This window comes from Lacrimispora sp. (assembly GCF_036758025.1).
GTDB lineage: Bacteria > Bacillota > Clostridia > Lachnospirales > Lachnospiraceae > Lacrimispora.
In genome coordinates this window covers 143561-163684 of sequence record NZ_DAIOXM010000005.1, presented here as the reverse complement: position 1 = coordinate 163684, position 20124 = coordinate 143561, and the positions used below count along the sequence as shown (strand labels likewise).

The 20124-nt window shown below is 45.3% G+C and carries 21 protein-coding genes; 18 read left to right on the top strand and 3 right to left on the bottom strand.

Translation table 11 applies throughout. From position 1 onward, the window contains the following. Window positions 1-15: 15 nt before the first annotated feature. The gene (locus V7M78_RS06810) at window positions 16-768 is read left to right on the top strand and encodes a CPBP family intramembrane glutamic endopeptidase (RefSeq protein WP_333647736.1); all 753 of its coding nucleotides are present in this window, start codon (window positions 16-18) and stop codon (window positions 766-768) included. Further along, a complete protein-coding gene (locus tag V7M78_RS06805) occupies window positions 765-1784 on the top strand; it encodes a glycosyltransferase family 2 protein (protein ID WP_333647734.1) in 1020 nt (339 codons plus the stop codon). Before V7M78_RS06810 ends, V7M78_RS06805 begins: the two co-directional genes overlap by 4 nt. 57 nt (window positions 1785-1841) lie before the next feature. On the opposite strand, the gene V7M78_RS06800 is transcribed toward V7M78_RS06805, so the two are convergent. After that, the gene (locus V7M78_RS06800) at window positions 1842-2498 is read right to left on the bottom strand and encodes a phosphatase PAP2 family protein (RefSeq protein WP_333647732.1); all 657 of its coding nucleotides are present in this window, start codon (window positions 2496-2498) and stop codon (window positions 1842-1844) included. 122 nt (window positions 2499-2620) lie between these two features. Beyond that, window positions 2621-3115, bottom strand: coding sequence for a superoxide dismutase family protein (locus V7M78_RS06795; protein WP_333647730.1), 495 nt, complete (start codon window positions 3113-3115; stop codon window positions 2621-2623). A gap of 274 nt (window positions 3116-3389) precedes the next feature. Here V7M78_RS06795 and V7M78_RS06790 point away from each other — a divergent pair, with 274 nt between their 5' ends. The 16 genes from V7M78_RS06790 to V7M78_RS06715 all read left to right on the top strand — a co-directional run bounded on the left by V7M78_RS06790 (window position 3390) and on the right by V7M78_RS06715 (window position 19457). Next, complete coding sequence (locus tag V7M78_RS06790) at window positions 3390-4067, top strand: NUDIX hydrolase (protein ID WP_333647728.1); 678 nt, start codon at window positions 3390-3392, stop codon at window positions 4065-4067. Between the two features lie 137 nt (window positions 4068-4204). Beyond that, window positions 4205-5548, top strand: coding sequence for a serine hydrolase (locus V7M78_RS06785; protein WP_333647727.1), 1344 nt, complete (start codon window positions 4205-4207; stop codon window positions 5546-5548). A 123-nt stretch (window positions 5549-5671) separates the two neighbouring features. Beyond that, entirely contained in the window at window positions 5672-5896 is a 225-nt protein-coding gene (locus V7M78_RS06780) for a hypothetical protein (protein ID WP_333647725.1), read from the top strand. A 165-nt stretch (window positions 5897-6061) separates the two neighbouring features. Next, entirely contained in the window at window positions 6062-6919 is an 858-nt protein-coding gene (locus V7M78_RS06775; RefSeq protein ID WP_333647790.1) for a metallophosphoesterase, read from the top strand. Window positions 6920-6994: 75 nt separating this feature from the next. Further along, window positions 6995-7855 carry a segregation and condensation protein A gene (locus tag V7M78_RS06770; protein ID WP_333647788.1) on the top strand — a complete coding sequence of 287 codons (861 nt, stop codon included), beginning with the start codon at window positions 6995-6997 and terminating at the stop codon, window positions 7853-7855. Next, window positions 7848-8555, top strand: a complete 708-nt coding sequence (scpB, locus tag V7M78_RS06765) for an SMC-Scp complex subunit ScpB (RefSeq protein ID WP_333647723.1) — start codon at window positions 7848-7850, stop codon at window positions 8553-8555. Before V7M78_RS06770 ends, scpB begins: the two co-directional genes overlap by 8 nt. Continuing rightward, window positions 8552-8989 (top strand): dUTP diphosphatase, encoded by a 438-nt coding sequence (locus V7M78_RS06760; RefSeq protein WP_333647721.1) that lies wholly within the window; start codon window positions 8552-8554, stop codon window positions 8987-8989. Before scpB ends, V7M78_RS06760 begins: the two co-directional genes overlap by 4 nt. A 40-nt stretch (window positions 8990-9029) precedes the next feature. Then, entirely contained in the window at window positions 9030-9806 is a 777-nt protein-coding gene (locus tag V7M78_RS06755) for a tetratricopeptide repeat protein (protein WP_333647719.1), read from the top strand. Window positions 9807-9815: 9 nt separating this feature from the next. Continuing rightward, on the top strand, window positions 9816-11063 hold the full coding sequence (gene hflX, locus V7M78_RS06750) for a GTPase HflX (RefSeq protein WP_333647717.1): 1248 nt from the start codon (window positions 9816-9818) through the stop codon (window positions 11061-11063). Window positions 11064-11367: 304 nt separating this feature from the next. Next, window positions 11368-12228, top strand: coding sequence for an Rpn family recombination-promoting nuclease/putative transposase (locus V7M78_RS06745; protein WP_333647715.1), 861 nt, complete (start codon window positions 11368-11370; stop codon window positions 12226-12228). 404 nt (window positions 12229-12632) lie between these two features. After that, complete coding sequence (locus tag V7M78_RS06740; RefSeq protein WP_333647714.1) at window positions 12633-14987, top strand: ribonucleoside triphosphate reductase; 2355 nt, start codon at window positions 12633-12635, stop codon at window positions 14985-14987. Between the two features lie 186 nt (window positions 14988-15173). Beyond that, entirely contained in the window at window positions 15174-15836 is a 663-nt protein-coding gene (locus tag V7M78_RS06735) for an amino acid ABC transporter permease (RefSeq protein ID WP_333647712.1), read from the top strand. 28 nt (window positions 15837-15864) lie between these two features. Then, entirely contained in the window at window positions 15865-16698 is an 834-nt protein-coding gene (locus V7M78_RS06730; protein ID WP_333647710.1) for a transporter substrate-binding domain-containing protein, read from the top strand. Between the two features lie 20 nt (window positions 16699-16718). Next, the gene (locus V7M78_RS06725) at window positions 16719-17459 is read left to right on the top strand and encodes an amino acid ABC transporter ATP-binding protein (RefSeq protein ID WP_333647708.1); all 741 of its coding nucleotides are present in this window, start codon (window positions 16719-16721) and stop codon (window positions 17457-17459) included. Window positions 17460-17543: 84 nt separating this feature from the next. After that, on the top strand, window positions 17544-18698 hold the full coding sequence (locus tag V7M78_RS06720) for a double-cubane-cluster-containing anaerobic reductase (protein WP_333647786.1): 1155 nt from the start codon (window positions 17544-17546) through the stop codon (window positions 18696-18698). 3 nt (window positions 18699-18701) lie between these two features. Then, the gene (locus tag V7M78_RS06715; protein ID WP_333647706.1) at window positions 18702-19457 is read left to right on the top strand and encodes an acyl-CoA dehydratase activase; all 756 of its coding nucleotides are present in this window, start codon (window positions 18702-18704) and stop codon (window positions 19455-19457) included. 76 nt (window positions 19458-19533) lie between these two features. On the opposite strand, the gene V7M78_RS06710 is transcribed toward V7M78_RS06715, so the two are convergent. Beyond that, a complete protein-coding gene (locus V7M78_RS06710) occupies window positions 19534-19974 on the bottom strand; it encodes an RrF2 family transcriptional regulator (RefSeq protein ID WP_333647704.1) in 441 nt (146 codons plus the stop codon). Window positions 19975-20124 lie beyond the last annotated feature (150 nt).

Genomic DNA, 20124 nt, shown 5'->3' with positions numbered 1-20124 from the left:
AGAAGCCCACCCCCCATGCCCTCCATACTCCTCCGCCTAATCCTCCCCATATTTTTCCACACCGCCATCACCACCGCCCTATACCTGCTCCTCCCCCTTGGCCCCCTGGAGTCCACGGCCCTATCAGCCCTCCTATGCACCCCAGCCCTGGCCTACATCTACACCAAAGACCAAACCCTCCGCTCCCTGCCAACACCATCACCATCCCTCCCTTGGCCCCGCCTGCTCCCAATCCCAGCATTCGGCGCCGCCCTATGTCTCCTTTTAAACACCATAATAACGGCCCTGAACCTCCCTCAAAACTCCCCTTCCTACCAGGAAGCAGCCAGTGCCATATACTCCCCGCCCTTTATCCTCCAGCTTTTATCAACCGCCCTCATAATCCCAATAGCAGAGGAACTAATTTTCAGAGGAATGATGTTCGCCCCCTTCCGTGACAAGCTTTCCTTCCTCCCCTCAGCCTGTATCTCAGCCTTAATATTCGCCCTTTACCACGGAAACCTCCCCCAGGGAGTATACGGATTTTTCATAGGAATAGCAGCAGCCTGGCTGTACGAGCTTTACAAATCCCTCACAGCCCCCATTCTGCTCCACATATCCGCAAACCTGCTTTCCGTATGCATAACCAACACGGATTTTTTAACCCCATTATTTGCCGCCCCCACATCAACCACCCTAACAATCACAGCAATCATTTCCGCAGCCATATCCATAGTCTGCGGAATATGGATATACCAGAAAAACACCTTAAAGGAGGACATTTTGTGAAACTGTTATCTGTAGCAATTCCATGCTATAATTCTGAAGCCTATATGAGGAACTGTATTGAATCCCTTCTTCCCGGAGGAGACGAAGTCGAAATCCTAATCGTAAATGACGGTTCTACCAAGGACAGAACTGGAGAAATTGCAGATGAATACGAAAAAAACTACCCAGGCATCTGCCGTGCCATCCACCAGGAAAACGGCGGCCACGGCGAAGCCGTCAACGCAGGCTTAAGAAATGCCCAGGGAATTTATTTTAAAGTAGTAGACAGTGATGACTGGGTAGACGAATCCGCCTACCGGGAAATCCTTAACACCTTAAGAACCTTCGTATACGGAGAACAAACTTTAGATATGCTGATCAGCAACTTCGTATATGAAAAGCAAGGCGCAAAACGAAAAAAAGTCATGAACTACAAGACAGCCCTCCCCGAAGGCCAGGTATTCACCTGGGATGACGTAAAAGTATTCATGATGGGACAATACATCCTCATGCATTCCGTTATTTACCGTACCGGTCTATTAAAACAATGTAACCTGGAACTCCCCAAACATACCTTTTACGTAGACAATATTTTCGTTTACCAGCCCCTTCCTCACGTGAAAACCATGTACTATTTAAACGTAAATTTCTACCGCTACTACATCGGAAGAGAAGACCAGTCAGTCAACGAAACCATCATGATCGGCCGCATTGACCAGCAAATCCGTGTAACAAAACTAATGCTCGGCTACTACGATGTAACAAAAATCAAACAGCGCAAACTGCGCCACTATATGGTCCGTTATCTGGAAATCATGATGACCATTTCCTCCATTCTGGCTATCAAATCAGAAAGCGAAGAAAACATGGAGAAGAAAGCAGAGCTTTGGCAGCATCTTAGAAAACAGAACTTAAAGCTGTATTTGCGGCTTAGATGGGGCTTCATGGGACAGGGAGTAAACCTGCCCGGAAAGAGCGGACGCCATTTCCCCATTGCAATCTATAAAATGACCCAAAGATTTTTCGGTTTCAATTAAACAAAAACAGGACTGCTGCAAGAGAAATGTTCTCTTTGCAGCAGTCCCGTTTTATTATCACCCAATAGCTTTTTCAGAAACCTCACTCCGTCCCGGTACATAAGAACCGGAATATACAAACTGATACATAATACTGGCCATAACCAAAGCCCCCAGCCCGTCAAATGCGGAATGCTGTTTTAAGAAAACAGTTGCAAGACATATGGAAACCATCAGCAGAAAAGATCCAACCTGAATTATCCTGTTTTGTCTCAGCTTCTCACTATGGCTGACTGCAATATGAACACAGATGGAATTATAAACATGAATACTAGGAAATACATTAGTACAGGTATCCTTGCTGTAAAGGAAAGAAACAATATAAGAAAAAACATTCTTATCCGGATCAATGACCGGCCTGAAATCCGTCCCATTGGGAAATACAGTACAGATCATCAGACTAATAGTCATACCTGTAAACAACATAGTACACAGCTTATAATAATCCTTCACATCGGCAAAGAAAAAATAAAGTATGGCAGCCGATACATAAAAAAACCATAAAAAATACGGAACAATAAAATACTCATTAAAAGGAATGTAATCATCTATGGCAACGTGCATGATATGGTAATGATTGGTCACCTTTTTTTCCAGGTAAAGGAACCATGGGAGATAAATAAAGGCATAGCTTAAAACCCAGGCGTGTCTGTACCTGTAAAACAGATTTTTCATAAGAGTTACCCTTCTCCATTTTGCTGGTTGAAATAATGTTTAGCAACTTTGATGGATTATATCACACTCATTTTGCCACTACAAGGGTATTTAAAAAATGTTAATATTTTATTTAGGAAACCTTAACTGGTTTTAATAACGCCGCAGGCAATTTTCTCTCCGGAGTTTCCAGAAGGCTGGGTGGTGAAATTATCCACCATGCGGTGAACCACAACAGATCTTCCCATAATGTCCTCAATAAAGAACCGCTTATCATAAAAAGCCATCCAGGCATAACCCTGATTGCCGAAAAGAGGAGGGAAGTCCCCAGCGTGATATGGATGGGGAAGATGTCTGGGATTGAAATGTTCGCCTGTGTTGGCAAAATTCTGGCTGCAGTCGCCGAATTCATGAATATGGAACCCATAAAAATCGCTTGAGCCGGGGATGTTGACATTGGGAAGGTTGAAAAATTCCGCTTCAACCAGGATTCCGCCGTAGGGGGTGGAATAAAATCTTACCATCCCGCTGATATCGGGAAAATCCGTCCCGCCTGTTACCCATGCCATAGCCTGTGGAGTCTGGTTGGTTAAAATATGTTTAAAATTCATTCCTGGCGTAATTTGCTGAGCTTGCATGGCTGATACCTCCTTACAATTTGCATTGAGATTTTATGTTCCTATTTTATGGTTCCATTATGCAGTTTATGAAAAGTATAATCTTTTTATAAAGTAGTTGATAGCAGGCGAAACTTTGTGTATAGTATAGCTTATAAGAAGCTGCTTTTCAGCTTCTCATAAAAGGCGCTGCCTTTGGCGCCGTCCATCCGATTATGAAAATTTGTTTTCATAACATAGCTTATGAGAGCTTAGAGCATCGAGAACCTGGCAGGAAGAAAGGCAGAAGAGCAGAATGGAACGAAAGAATGAAGAAGGACTGACAGAAAAAGAATTTCTTGCGCAGTATCGCCCGGGAAATTATGAACGTCCGTCAGTGACAGTTGACATGCTGATTTTTGCGGTGGATCAGGAAGAAGCGGAAGCAGAGATTCTGCTTATCAGACGGAAAAACCATCCCTGTATTGGACAGTGGGCAATTCCCGGAGGTTTTGTGGAAATGTCGGAATCCTTGGAAGAAGCGGCAGCAAGAGAGCTTGAAGAGGAAACCGGATTAAAACATATCTTTATGGAGCAGCTTTATACCTGGGGAAGCGTAAAGCGGGACCCAAGGACCAGAGTGATATCCGTGTCTTACATGGCTGCAGTTCCAAAAGACAGCCTGATTCCGAAGGCCGGAGATGACGCAGAAGAAGCCTGCTGGTTCCAGGTAAAGAAAAAAAAGCTGTCTGATTTAGGAAACGGAGCTACTTACGGACTTACCATTGAAAGTGAAGAAAAACATATATTTATGAGCTACCGGATTACGGAAACATATGAACGCCGGGGAATGATGTGGAAAAGAGAGACAGAGGCAGAGCTTTTGCCGGCCATCGACATTCTGGATCAGGAAAAGCTGGCCTTTGACCATGCTGAAATATTAAGTATGGCTATGGACCGGCTGGAAGAAATAGAAAAAGAAGATGTAGAATAGATTTTTTAAAAGTGCATGCCTGGGCCGGGGATGCACTTTTTTTGTAAGAAAATTTTAATCGGAAAATCAGGGGATCTGTGATATACTATTGTCAGAAATTACCTATTATAATGAAAATGCACAGGAGATTACAGGATATGATAAAAAAATCACGCAGATTATGGAGCCTGGCAATCAGTTTCAGCCTTCTTGCAGTTATCCCTTCTTATGGAAACGTTCCCATCGTTCCTGCCTTCCCGGGAAGCAGCAGCGGGACAGAAAATGTCAGCGGACCTTCGGCAGGACAGTCCCAGGCAGGCCCTGGAATAACCCTTCCGGCAGCAGAAAATAACCAGGTATCCCAGACATCAGAAGCCAAAAACATAGCCCAGCCGGAAATCCAGTCTGAGGGGGCGGTTCTTATGGATGCTGCCACGGGAACCATTCTGTACTCCAAAAACGGAGAAACAAAGTATTATCCCGCCAGCATCACAAAAATCATGACAGCTCTTTTGGTTGCAGAAAAAAGCAGCCTGTCCGATACAGTGACATTTTCAAAGTCAGCCACCACAAACCTGGAATCAGGAGCTGTAACCCTGGGCCTTGTGGAAGGGGACAAGCTGACCGTGGAACAAAGTCTTTACGGCCTGATGCTGAAATCAGCCAATGAAGTTGCCAATGGCCTGGCAGAGCACATTTCAGGAAGTGTCAGCAACTTTTCAGCCCTGATGAATGCAAGGGCAAAGGAGCTGGGCTGTACCAGCACCAACTTCGCCAATCCCAACGGGTTAAACAATTCCAGTCATCAGACTACAGCCCGGGACATGGCTTTGATTGCCAGGGCAGCTTTTCAAAATGATACCGTAAGAAAGGTAACCTCTACGTTAACCTATCAGATTCCTGCCACGAAAAACGCCAAGGCCAGAACCGTTTCCATGGGACATAAGATGCTTTATTCCGGGGATTCCAGATTTTACCCGGGTGTGGTCGGCGGAAAGACCGGCTATACCTCCCTGGCAGGCAACACCTTAATCACCTGCGTGGAGAAAAACGGCGTGCGTCTGATTGCGGTAATTATGAAAAGCAAATCGACCCATTACGCAGATACAAAGGCTCTTTTTGATTACGGATTTGCCTTAAAATCATCAGGAGAGGTAACCTCCCAGGCTTCCCAGAATTCCCAGACTCCGGCTGCGGGCTGGGTGCAGACCGGATCAAAATGGTATTACATAAAACAAAATGGAGCAAAGGCCGCCAATGAATGGCAGAAAATAGACGGAGTGGACTATTGGTTTGATTCCGATTCCTTTATGGCTACCGGCTGGAGAGAGCTGTCAGGAGGGACCTGGTATTACCTCCGCAGCAGCGGGGCCAAGGCGCTGAATACCTGGGTGGAAAGCAGCGGGAAATGGTATTACTTAGGAGGAGACGGAGTCATGCTTAAAAACACCGTTACTCCTGACGGCTACCGTCTGGATTCTTCCGGTGCGTGGGCAAGTTAAATTTGCCCTGAGGGCAAAGAGAGGCCTCTTAGAGGGGGCAGTAAAGACGGAAATAACCCATAGCTGGTATTGCATATTAGCCGAAAATGGATTATAATCTGGTGAGGAAGGAGAAATAAATTAATGAGAAGACATATTTTTAATGCAGTTTTTTACTCACTCTGTTTTGGTATTCTTTTTTTTGCTATGTACCGTCTTGCATTTATGGTGCCGCCTTCCCGCGGCCTTCCGGGATATCGGCAATATCAATTGGGAGTTATGGCCATAAGTGCCGGAGTAGGACTTATGGTAGTTGTGCCTAATCTTATTATTGAATACTTAATCGGAGGCTGGGCTTCCCGGCTATAAGTTATTGATGCAGAAAAAACACAAGCAAGCAAATTAAATACTATGGTGTGGAGGAGAGCCTATAAGGGCTCTTTTTCTCAATTCCATAGACTTGACGGGGACAGGCTCTCCATTGTATGATAAAAGGCAGAAATGGAAAATGGATGGAAGATGAGGAACAATCAAATGTGGTTTGCTGCCGGAGCTTTTTGTGCTGCTGCAGGCGCAGGCTTATTGCTGCGCTCTGAATATGAAAAAGAACAGCTTTCCGTGGAAAGAACTGTTATAAAGAGCCCTAAGATCAGAAAGGACTGCACCCTGGTATTCCTTTCCGACCTCCATAACCACCAGTTTGGAAAGGGAAATGAAAGGCTGCTTGGCGCAGTGGGTCAGATCGGACCAGACCTGGTTTTGGTGGGAGGCGATATGACGGTCAGCAAGGGCAAAGCGGACACCCGAATCCCCCTGGAATTGATCAAAATGCTTTCAAATCGGTATCCCGTGTACTGCGGGAACGGAAACCACGAAAACCGGATGGCCTGGGAGCCTTCTGTCTACGGAGACCAGTACAGAACATACGTGAACAGCTTAAAAAAGCTGGGAGCCAGGGTTTTGGAAAATAAAACAGAGCTCTTCGGGGAAGATATTGCGGTTACAGGAATTGATTTGGCCCCTGAAAGCTATGAGAAATTCCGCCCCTGCAAGCTGACTGCCCATGAAATAAAAGAAAAAGCGGGGAAGGCTGCTTTAAACAGGTTTCAGGTTCTACTTTGCCATTCCCCGCTTTATTTTCATGCCTGCAAAGACTGGGGAGCGGATTTGACCCTTTCCGGCCATTTTCATGGAGGAACTATAAGGCTTCCTTATTTAGGAGGAGTCATGACACCTCAATTCCAGTTTTTTCTCCCATGGTGTGCCGGGGAGTTTGAGGAGGACGGAAAGCATATGATCGTCAGCCGGGGCCTTGGAACCCACTCTATCAACATTCGCCTGAATAATAAGCCTCAGGTAGTGGTGGTGGATTTAAAGCCGTCTTCTAATTAAAGCCTGCCATATATTTACAGATGGAGCAGGGTTTGGTATACTAATCAGCAGTGTATTTTATCTGCTATGGAGGAAATCATGGGAATTTCATATAAACTGGACAACTTTGAAGGCCCTCTGGACCTTCTGCTTCATTTGATTGATAAAAATAAAGTAAATATTTATGATATTCCCATTGCAGTCATTACGGAACAGTATTTAGACTTTGTAAACCATATGGAAACAGAGGATTTAAACATTGTCAGCGAGTTTCTGGTCATGGCGGCAACCCTTATTGATATAAAGGCACGGATGCTTCTGCCCAAGGAAATCAATGAAGAGGGCGAGGAGGAGGATCCAAGGGCGGAGCTGGTAGCCCGCCTTCTGGAATACAAGTATTATAAATACATGTCCCAGGAGCTGAGAGACCGGGAGGTGGGGGCGGACAAGCTGTTTTACAAGGAACCTACAGTTCCGCCTGAGGTGGCAAAATACGAGCCGCCCCTTGATCTGGACAGCCTTTTGGACGGCCTGACTCTTGCAAAACTCCAGGAAATATTCCGGGCTGTGACAAAGCGCAACTCAGACAGGGTAGATCCCATCAGAAGCCGTTTTGGAAACATCAGGAAGGAATCCGTAAGCCTGGAGGATAAAATTAACTCTGTAATGGACTATGCCAGAAAACACAGGCAGTTTTCTTTCCGGAGGATGCTGGAGGGGCAGGCTGACCGGGTGGAGGTAGTGGTAACATTTCTGGCCCTTTTAGAGCTTATGAAGATCGGAAAAATCAGACTGAGCCAGGAGCAGTTGTTTGATGACATGCTCATTGAGACTCTGGAGCCTGAGGGAGAAGAAGGAAGGCTGGATTTACCGGACGAGGTGAATTTGCCTGCAGGGCAAAGAGAGGACCCTCTGGGGGGATTGGAAGATGACAGGGGAGAGGAAACAGATGGATAAGGAAACTCTGGGTACAGAGGGATCAAAGAAACTGACGAAAGAAGAAAAAACTTGGGAAGCTGTCATTGAGGCCGTACTTTTTACCATGGGAAATTCGGTGGAACTGAGAAGGCTGGCGGCTGCCATAGAGCAGGATGAAGAGACTGCAAGAGAAGTGGTCCTTCGCCTGATGAAGCGCTATGATACGGGAAAAAGAGGACTGCAGATCATTGAGCTGGAAAACAGCTACCAGATGTGCACCAGATCTGAATACTATGACAACTTAATCCGTGTGGCCGCCACACCTAAAAAGCAGGTTCTCACGGAAGTGGCACTGGAAACCCTTTCCATCATAGCCTACAAACAGCCAGTGACAAAGGTTGAAATAGAGAAAATACGAGGAGTCAAATCCGATCACGCGGTCAATAAGCTGGTGGAATACAATCTGGTATACGAAGTAGGCCGTATGGATGCGCCGGGACGTCCGGCTCTTTTTGCCACTACAGAGGAATTTCTAAGAAGATTCGGCATCGGTTCCACCCAGAATCTCCCGGCCGCAGACCCTGTGGTTACGGCGGAAATCCGGATGGAAGTGGAGGAAGAGCTTTCGGAAGTCAGCGACCTGATACCGGGAAAAGGAACTGGGGACGTAATATCGGAACCAGAGGCAGCAAGCAAAGAAGACAGCAAAGAGGACAGTATACAGGAGGAAGAATCATGACAGAAACCATAAGAATTAAATATTTTACAGATAAAATTGAAGAGCTGTGTTATATCGAAGGAAAGTCCGACTGGATTGACTTACGGGCGGCTGAGGAGATTGAGATGAAGGCCGGCGACTTTAAGCTGATTCCTCTGGGAGTTGCCATGGAGCTTCCGGCAGGCTATGAGGCCCATGTGGTGCCGAGAAGCAGTACCTTTAAAAATTACGGTATCATTCAGACAAACAGCATGGGAGTGATTGATGAGACCTACTGCGGAGACAATGACCAGTGGTTTTTCCCTGCATACGCTCTCAGGGATACGGTGATTCATATCAATGACAGAATATGCCAGTTCAGGATTATGGCTCATCAGCCTGCCCTTTGCTTTGAGGAGACAAAGGTTCTGGGGCACCAGGACCGGGGCGGCCATGGGAGCACAGGAAAGCAGTAACAGGTGAATTGAATTTCTTAAAAGTGGAGATTATAAAGTTATGAAAAGAAAGACAGGATACGGAGCGGCAGTTTTGATTCTTTCCCTTGTACTTGCCATGTCCTCAGGCTGCGGAAAAAAGGAAACAAAATACACCTACCGGGCCGCAGGAATCGAAGCTCTGAATGCAGGCAATTATGAGGCTGCTCTGGAGTCCTTTGACCAGGCGATTCAATCTTCCAAAGGCCTGGTGGGAAAGTTTGAAAAGGATGTATTGAAATACCGCGGCGAAGCTCAGTATTTATCAGAAGATTATGCATCAGCCGCAGACACTTACGGCATTCTGATCCAGATCGACGGGGATCAAGCGGAATATTTCAATATGAGGGCTGCAGCCAGGGCCGGGGCGGGAAACTTTGCCGGAGCGGCAGAGGATTACCAGAAAAGTGTTTCCCTGGACCCAGAGGGAAAGGCGCCCGGAAGCCTGGAAGCTTTGATGGCTGCAGGCGAGGCTATGGAACAGGCAGGAGAAACGGTTCAGGCTATGGCTCTTTATGAAAATGCCCTGTCAAAAGGCAAGCAAAGTGCCGGACTTTATAACCGGATGGGGATGTGCAGGATGGCAGAAGAGGACTGGACAGGGGCTGACGGATATTTTGAGCTGGGCCTTTCCATGCCGGACGGTTCCCAGGTTCCGGAGCTTTTATTTAACAGGGCCGTTGCCAAGGAATACAGCGGTGATTTTAAAACAGCCCTTAATTTGATGCAGCAGTATGTGTCCGTTCATGGCCCCGATGAGGCGGCAGAGCGGGAGATCACATTTTTAAAAACAAGATAGGAAAAATTGATGGCAGAATTGATTGAATTAAAAGAAATTGAAGAACGGGTGATTCTGGTGGCAGTCAGCACCGGGGAGGAAGACGATGCAGCGGCATCTCTTGACGAACTGGAGGAGCTGGTAAAGACAGCAGGAGCTGCCACTGTGGATAAGGTAATACAAAACCGGGAGAGAATTCATCCGGGGACTTACCTGGGTAAAGGTAAGATAGAGGAAATCAAGGAGAGGGTATGGGAGCTTGATGCCACGGGAATTGTCTGTGATGACGAACTTTCCCCGGCCCAGCTTCGTAACCTGGAATCGTCTTTGGACATTAAGGTGATGGACCGGACCATGGTAATTCTGGACATCTTCGCCGCCAGAGCCACTACCAGGGAAGGAAAAATCCAGGTAGAGCTGGCTCAGCTAAAATACCGTGCAGCCCGTCTTGTAGGCCTTCGCAGCTCTCTGTCCCGTCTGGGAGGCGGAATAGGAACCCGGGGACCGGGTGAGAAAAAGCTGGAGATGGACCGCCGCCTGATTCATGACAGGATCGGAATATTGAAGGCGGATTTAGAGGAAGTGAAGCGTCACAGAGATATTGCCAGAAGGCAGAGGGACAAAAACCATGTGCCTGTAGCTGCCATTGTAGGCTATACCAATGCAGGAAAGTCTACTTTGTTAAACAAGCTGACCGATGCAGGGATACTGGCTGAAGATAAGTTGTTTGCCACCCTGGACCCAACTACCAGAAACTTAGAGCTTCCGGGAGGCCAGCAGATTCTTCTTACGGATACGGTAGGTTTTATCAGAAAGCTTCCCCATCATTTGATTGAAGCATTTAAAAGCACTCTGGAGGAGGCCAAATACAGCGATATCATCCTTCATGTGGTGGACTGCTCCAATCCCCGGATGGATGTGCAGATGCATGTGGTATATGAAACCTTAAGGGAACTGAAGGTAGAGGATAAGATCATGATTACCGTGTTCAATAAAATTGATGCGGCAGAGCCTGGGGTGATTTTACGGGACATTTCCTCGGATCACCAGGTGAAGATATCTGCAAAGACAGGGGAGGGGCTTGATGAGCTTGTCAACCTCCTGGAAACCATTCTCAGAAACCAGAAGGTATATTTGGAAAAGGTCTATTCCTACCAGGAAGCAGGGAAAATACAGACCATCCGGAAATACGGCCAGTTATTAAAGGAAGAGTACCGGGAAGATGGAATCCTTGTCAATGCTTATGTGCCTGCGGAGCTGTATGCCGGGCTGATATAAAAAATAAAAACAATCAAGTTTTAAGGGTGTATTGCAAAACTTGATTGTTTTTTTGTTATGTGGAGCTGCATTTTGAAGGGCAGAACTACATGAAACTGCAGGGCTTGCTCATAAGCCGATTGTATCCTGGGCTGCATTGTGCTATACTATTTCTAAGCAATGATTTCTAAATTAATAAATCTAAAATTCTCATTTATGCTGATTTTCAGCAGTCTGTAAAACTCAAGGACTCCTTGCTTATACCCAAAAAACAGCAGGGAGGGCAGATTGTTCTTCCTGGATAAAAACGAAAGGAAGAACAAATATGGAATACGAGCATCGGAATGATATTTTGCCGGAAAATGATGAACTGAACCTAAGTGATTTTGCACTGTTTCTATCGGTGATGAAAAACAGGAAAGCGTATGAATGCGCTTTAAGTATTATCATGAATGAACAAGATTTAAAGCTGGCAGAGGTAAAAGTGGAACAGGTGGTATTGAACCGTTCCGGCAGACGGGCAATACGAATGGATGCCTGGGCAGTTGGAATTGATGACCGTCAGTTTGTGACAGAAATGCAGAATGATACCAGTTCTGATGATGTAAGAAAGCGGGCGAGGTTTTATCAGGGCCTTTTGGATTCACCCGTATTAAAGGCAGGAAAGAGAACAAGGTATAAGTACCTGCCTTCATCTGTCATCATATTTATAACGCAGGAAGATATATTCGGAAAGGATCTGGCAAAATACACTTTTACGGAACAATGCAAGGAAATACAGGGACTGGAATTAGAAGATGGTACGCAAAAGCTATTTCTTAACATGAAAAGCAAAAACGGTGAGCCGGAACTGATCAGCCTGCTCCAATATATGAAACAATCAAATTTAAACAACCCAGATATTCTGGTACAGGATGAGAGAATTGTAAAGCTGGATACAATAGTCAACGAGGTAAAGCAATCAGAGGAATGGGAGGCTGTTAATATGAGCATTTATGGGAGAGGAATAGAACGAGGCAGGGAAGAAGGTATGGAAAAGGGCATTGAAGAAGGCAAGCTCAGAGAAAGAAAAAATATGGCTTTAGAGATGCTGCAAAATGGGGAACCGTTGGAAAAGATTATGAGGTATACAAAACTCACAGAGGAAGAAATAAAAGTTTTGAAAGAAACCTGCCAAACTTTTTAGAAGGAACATGTGAATTTATAGAAACACAGACTATAAAATTAATAACAATCAGTTTTTGACGGCATATTACAAAATCTGATTATTTTTTTATTAAATAAATTGATTGTAACCATGTCCGTATTGTGTTATAATATCCACGGTCGGCATTTTCCAAATCAATCCATGAGGAAATCAAAGCGAGATAGCCCGGCCTAATCATGCAGGATGTCCGAATTGCAAAACTGTATCGAATTCTTGGTAAAAATATATTAGTTTATAGAAATACATACAAAAAGCACAATATATAGAAACGGAATAATTTTCCAGACTATATATTGTGCTTTTCTTTCTGTTCTGCTATAATACCAATGTGTGAAAAAACAACCAGCCGGATGGGGGCTGATATGGAAGGGAGTTTATGCTTGATGATACAGGTAGTAAAGAGAAATGGGGAAGACGCGGAATTTAGTCTGAGTAAAATCATGGAAGCCATTAAAAAGGCATTTAAAGCCACAGGAAAAGTCCATAGTGATGAGATTTTAGAACTGCTGTCTCTTAGGGTAACTGCTGATTTTCAGGATAAGATAAGGGAAGGCAAGATTACGGTGGAACAGATTCAGGATAGTGTGGAGCACGTTCTGGAGCAGGCGGGCTATACCGATGTGGCAAAGGCCTATATTTTATACAGAAAACAACGGGAAAAGATCAGGAACATGAAAGATACCATCCTGGATTATAAGGATGTGGTGAATAATTACGTGAAAGTGGAGGACTGGCGCGTCAAGGAAAATTCCACTGTCACCTATTCCGTAGGCGGTCTGATTCTCAGCAATTCCGGGGCCATTACAGCTAATTACTGGCTGTCTGAGATTTATGACCAGGAGATCGAAAGAGCACACCGGAATGCGGACATCCACCTTCACGATTTGTCCATGCTGACCGGATACTGTGCAGGCTGGTCCCTAAAGCAGCTTCTCATGGAAGGGCTTGGGGGCATACCGGGTAAAATCACCTCTGCTCCGGCCAAGCATTTATCCGTTCTCTGCAACCAGATGGTCAACTTTCTGGGAATTATGCAGAATGAATGGGCAGGAGCCCAGGCATTTTCTTCCTTTGACACCTATCTGGCTCCCTTTATAAAAGCAGATAATCTCCCTTACCGGGAAGTGAAAAAATGCATTGAATCCTTTATTTTCGGCGTCAACACTCCCAGCCGCTGGGGAACCCAGGCTCCCTTTTCCAACATCACCTTAGACTGGACCGTTCCGGCGGACATGGCGGAACTGAATGCCATTGTAGGCGGAAAAGAGATGGATTTTAAATATAAGGACTGCAAAAAAGAGATGGACATGGTCAATAAGGCATTTATTGAGACCATGATCGAGGGAGATGCCAACGGACGCGGATTCCAGTATCCTATCCCCACTTATTCCATTACAAAGGATTTTGACTGGTCTGATACGGAAAATAACCGTATGCTTTTTGAGATGACATCCAAATACGGCACTCCTTATTTCTCCAATTATATTAACAGCGATATGGAGCCAAGTGACGTGAGAAGCATGTGCTGCCGTTTAAGGCTGGATCTGCGGGAACTGAGGAGAAAGACCGGAGGCTTCTTTGGCTCAGGAGAGAGCACCGGCTCCATAGGCGTGGTGACCATCAACATGCCCCGGATCGCTTACCTTTCTGAAAATGAAACTGACTTCTATAAGCGCCTCGATCATATGATGGATATTTCCGCCAGGTCTTTGCACACCAAGCGTGAGGTCATAACCAAGCTTTTAGACCAGGGACTCTATCCCTACACCAGGCGTTACCTGGGAAGCTTTGAAAACCACTTCTCCACCATTGGGCTTGTAGGCATGAATGAGGCCGGTTTAAATGCCAAATGGCTGGGAGGGGACTTGACAAGCACCAGAACCCGCCAGTTTACAAAAGAAGTGTTAAAGCACATGAGGGAAAAGCTTTCTGATTACCAGGAAATGTACGGAGATCTCTACAACCTGGAAGCTACACCGGCAGAGTCCACAGCTTACCGTCTGGCAAAGCACGACAGGGACCGCTATCCGGAAATAAAGACAGCAGGAAATGAAGGGGATACGCCTTATTATACCAACAGCTCCCATCTGCCTGTGGATTATACCATTGATGTTTTTGATGCCTTAGAGATTCAGGATGAGCTTCAGACCCTTTATACTTCGGGAACTGTGTTCCACGCATTTTTAGGCGAAAAGCTTCCTGACTGGAAGGCGGCGGCCAAGCTGGTGCACACCATTGCAGAAAATTTCCGGCTGCCTTACTACACCTTGTCCCCTACCTATTCCATCTGTTCTGATCATGGATATCTTGTGGGAGAACAGCGGGTATGCCCGGTTTGCGGAAAACCGGCGGAGGTTTACAGCCGTATTACAGGCTATTACCGCCCTGTCCAGAACTGGAATGAAGGAAAGACCCAGGAATATAAAAACAGGACAGAATACAGCCTATCCCGTTCAATGCTGAAAAAGGGAGGCCAGACAGCCAGGAAAAGAACCGGGGAGAAAAAGGTGGAAATCCCGGAGGGTACCTACCTTTTCATCACCCAGACCTGCCCCAATTGCCGGATGGCAAAACAGTTTTTACAGAATGCAGCATATGAAACCATTGATGCAGAAAAGCATCCGGAGCTGGCAGCAGGCCTGGGTATTATGCAGGCGCCTACCCTTGTCATTGTAAAGGAAGGGTTAATTCAGAAGATATCCAATATTTCTGATATCCGCAAGTATGCGGAAAGATAAAAAAATATGATGATGTTCAAAAGGGTCACGGCGAAAATTAGTCGTGACCCTTTAAATTGTAACTGTAGAAACAATTTATATATAGATAAATCAAATACCACCTATTTGAATTTTCAATTTGATTTTGATATAACAGAGTGTTACAATTGGCTGAGATTTCTATTACATTTTGGAGGATAGATAATTTTGTTTGATTTTTCTTACTTTTTCGAAGTGTTTCCCCAAATTGCGTCAAAATTGCAGGTAACACTGATGCTGACTCTTATAGCAGCAGTTTTTTCACTGCTTATTGGAATTATTATCGCGGTTATCGGCTATTACAAAGTTAAGGTTTTTTATCCTGTTACCCGTTTATACTTGTCCGTTCTGCGGGGGACACCCTTAGTTGCCCAGTTATATTTTTTCTATTATGGTCTGGCCCATATCAGCGAAATTGTGCTGAACATGAAGCCGCTGACCGCTGTAGCCCTGGTGCTGAGTTTTAATACAGGTGCGTTTATGTCCGAAAGCATTCGGGGGGCGCTGTTTTCTGTTGATCCGGGCCAAAAAGAAGCGGCAGCCATGTTGGGAATGTCAGAAATCCAGACGATTGTAAGAATTGTTCTGCCTCAGACTTTCAGGGTGGCACTGCCGGCGCTTTTTAATGACCTGATTAATTTATTAAAATCCACTTCCCTGGCGTTTATGCTTGGTATACGGGATGTTATGGGACAGGCTAAGAGCGAAGGCGCCCAGTCTTTTCGCTATTTTGAAATTTATTTAGCCGTTATGCTGATCTATTGGCTTTTGGTTTTGGCGCTTACCCGTGTCCATAAGGTTATGGATACGAAATGTTCAGAGATGTATTAAATTTATTACATATATGGAGGAAATTCAAATGAAAAAAGTTTTACCTTTGCTGCTGGCTATGACCGCAATTATATTGACAGGCTGCAGCAGCAGCGCTCCGGTTAATACGTCCGCAGCAAACGAAACGGCCGCTGAAGCACCAGACAAGGAGCAGTCCCGTAAAGTTGTGATTGCCACCGGCGGTTCAGGGGAGCCTTATAGCTTGCTCAGTGCTGACGGCAAGACCTGGACAGGTATTGATGCGGAAATGTGGAGCGAGATTGCAAAGCGTACAGGCTGGGAGATTGAAGCCAAACAGGTGGAGTTTTCTTCATTATTTGGGGAATTGGATACCGGACGGGTGGATGTAGCGGCAAACTGTTTTGCGGTAACAGATGCCAGAAAGGAAAAATACCTTACTTCTAATCCTTACTACGGCGATGCCCAGTGTATTATTGTCAATGAAGATAAGTCTGATTTCAATACCTTTGAACAGCTGAAAGGTGCTTCTATTGGTGTTGCTCAGGGACAGGCGTCACAGGTATCTGTTGAAAAGATGGCCGAAACCTATGATTGGAACGTTGTAGTTTATGAAACCAGTGACACCGGATATCAGGACCTTAATTTAAAAAGAATTGATGCAATGGCAACTACGGACAGTCTCGTTTATAAATACGAAAATTCACAGAACATGAAGTTTCATATTATGGACAGCCGTCTTCTTTCTAATAACGTTGCTTACTTTTTCCAAAAAAATGATGAGGGACAGGCACTTTGTGATGAAGTCAATAAAGTCCTTGATGAAATGATGGAGGATGGAACAACATCTAAAATCATTACAAAATGGATGTTTTCTGATATGACCCAGCTAATTCATGAATAAACAACCGGGCGAGGTGTTTTATGATTGAAATACAACATCTGTCAAAAACCTTTGACGGACAGACTGCTATTTTAAAAGACATTAATCTGAATGTGAAAAAAGGTGAAGTGGTTGCCATTCTTGGCCCTTCCGGAACCGGAAAATCCACCCTGCTGAGATGTCTGAATTATTTGACCAAGCCTACGGAGGGAATTATAAAAATTGGTTCCGCAGCAGTAGATGCAAAGCAGCACACAAAAAAGGATATATTGGAACTGCGCAAGCATTCAGCTATGGTCTTTCAAAATTATAATCTTTTTAAAAATAAAACAGCAAAGCAAAATATCATGGAAGCCTTGATTATGGTATCTAAAATGGACAAGGAAGAGGCACGGACCATCGCCTTAAAATTATTGGAAAAGGTAGGGCTGATGGACCGGCAGGACTATTTTCCGTCTAAGCTTTCCGGCGGACAGCAGCAGCGTGTGGGTATTGCCCGGGCCCTGGCAGTCAATCCGGATGTTCTCTTGTTTGATGAACCCACGTCTGCCCTGGATCCGGAACTGGTAGGAGAGGTTTTGAATACCATACAGACAGTTGCGCAAGAGGGAACCACCATGCTTCTTGTCACCCATGAGATTCAATTTGCACGTCAGGTTGCAACCCGTATTTTGTTTATGAACGAAGGGTCAATTGTTGCAGACGGAACACCGGAGGAGATATTGGATTCCCCGGAAGATGCAAGAATTCAGCGTTTTTTAAACTATAAAAAGCAATTTTAAGATTTTCCCGTTTGCTTTTGTAAGGTTTTGTTACATGAAGGAGAAGGAACGTATTGGTGTATGTAAGAAGGGAGATTAACAATGATTCAGATGAAAACAGAATTACCCCAGGTATTTGACAGCTTTGCAGAAGCAAGAAAAAACGGATTTCTTGCCATCAAGAAAATCAAAGATGCAGGGAAAAGGGTGGTGGGACAGTTCTGTACCTATACTCCTCTGGAAATCTTTATGGCAGCAGACCTGGTGAGTGTAAGTCTGTGCTCAACCAGTGATGAGACCATTCCTGATGCGGAAAAAGAATTGCCCAGTAATTTGTGCCCTCTTATAAAATCCAGCTATGGCTTTGCCATTACGGACAAATGTCCATATATGTATTTTGCCGATTTGGTGGTGGGTGAAACAACCTGTGACGGTAAGGTAAAAATGTATGAGTTACTTGCTCAGAAAAAGAATGTCCATGTTTTGGAGCTTCCTCACCGGCAGGATACTCCCGAAGCCAAGGCCCTTTGGCATGCAGAACTGTTAAGGTTAAAGTCCCGTGTGGAAAATGATTTTGGTGTCACCATTACGGATGATATGCTGAGGGAAGCTATACATAAACGCAATATCGAACGCAGGCTTTTAAAAGAATTGTACGAGCTCAGCACCTTATGTCCGCCTCCTATGAGCGGTTTGCGGCAGCTTCAGATTCTGTTTGGGGCACAGTATAAATTTGACTGGCAGGAGAAGGTGGATGAAATCCAAAATGCAATCAACAGCATAAGGGAATCCTATGATGCCGGGGACCGTCCTATAGCTGAAAATGCCCCCCGTATTCTGATTACCGGATGTCCTATGGGCGGAGTAACAGAAAAGGTTGTAAAGGTAATTGAGGATGCAGGTGCGGTTGTTGTTGCCTTTGAAAACTGTACAGGCGCAAAGCAGATGGACCGTCAGTGCCGGGAAGATGGGGACCCCATTACCAATATTGCAGATCATTATTTACAGATCGGATGTTCAGTTATGACTCCCAATCCCAACAGATTTGAACTTTTGGGCAGACTATGTGAACAGTTTAATGTAGACGGAGTAGTGGAAATGACCTTGCAGGCTTGTCATACTTATGCAATAGAAGCATACACAGTTAAAACATTCCTGAAAAACAGGAATATTCCTTATCTTCAGTTAGAAACGGATTATGGCACTGCTGATATCGGACAGCTTTCAACCCGGGCCGGTGCATTTGTGGAGATGTTATAGGGAATGGATAAGATAACAGTAGGAATTGACTGTGGTTCAGCAGCCTGTAAGGGGGTTCTGCTCCGCGATCAGACCGTTGCAGCCATGTGTGTAAAGCCTACAGGCTGGAGTCCCAAAGAGACTGCACGGACAGTGCTGGAGGATCTGATGGATCAGGCAAAAGTCTCCAGAGAGGAGATTTCTGTTGTAGCCACCGGATATGGCAGGGTTGGAATTGATTTTGCTGACAAAGCAGTAACCGAGATAACCTGCCATGGATTAGGTGCGGAATATCTTTTTCCAGGTGTGCGCACGGTTATTGATATCGGAGGACAGGATTCAAAAGTGATGTCAGTAGAAAACGGCAAAGTAGTATCCTTTCAAATGAATGACAAGTGTGCCGCAGGTACAGGAAGATTTCTGGAAATGTCTGCCCACCGGCTGGGAATTGATTTATCAGATTTCCCAAGTCTGTTAAAGCCGGGCAAGTGCTGTTCTCTCAGCAGTATGTGCGCTGTGTTTGCTGATTCAGAAATCATATCTCTGCTGGCAGCGGGCAAAAGCCGTGAAGAAATTGCCGGAGGAATTGTCCAGTCTATGGTGGCCAGAGTCATGGCATTGGCTGCCCGCATAGAGATTGAGCCAACCGTTGTTTTGACCGGCGGATTGGCTGATTTAGAAGGGCTGAAGACTGCCCTTGAACGGCAGTTGAAATATTCGGTTGAAGCGTCTCCTTTATCCCGCTTTGCCGGTGCTATAGGCGCTGCTTTAAAGGGATAAATAACAGCAGCATAAGGGGAAAAGAAACCCGGCAGTGTGCAAGCATCACCTTGCCATACTGCCGGGTTTTCCCTTTTTAAATCATATAATGGTCGGAATTTCTGTCCAATCTTTTTTGTTCTTCCACCAGATCTGCAAGAGTGATGTTGTCCACTACGCCGGAAATGGCCTCATCCAGCTTTCTCCATACCATGAGGCTGGCGCACACATCGGCTCTGCTGCAGGGATTGGTTTCCTCTTCTATGCATGATACGGGAACCAGGCTTCCTTCTGCAAGGCGCAGAATCATGCCCACCGTATATTGGTCAGGGTCTTTCGTAAGAGTGTAGCCGCCCTTGGCGCCTCTTCGGCTTTTCACGTACCCGGCCCGGCTTAAAATGGTGACGATCTGTTCTAAGTATTTGTCAGAAATTCCCTGACGTTCCGCCACCTGATTGATCTTGGTGCATTCGCCTGGATGAAGTGCAAAATCAAGCATCATACGAAGGGCATAGCGTCCCTTTGTAGAAAATCTCATAGCTGCAAGTCTCCTTCCTGATTATTCTTATCAGTTTAGTATGATATATAAGGTCATTCTACACGAAAATTCCTTAAAAGTAAACCTTTAATTCTCCGGCTTCCCAATTTGCCAAAATGGATGTATACTAATATTCATTGGAATAGGGGA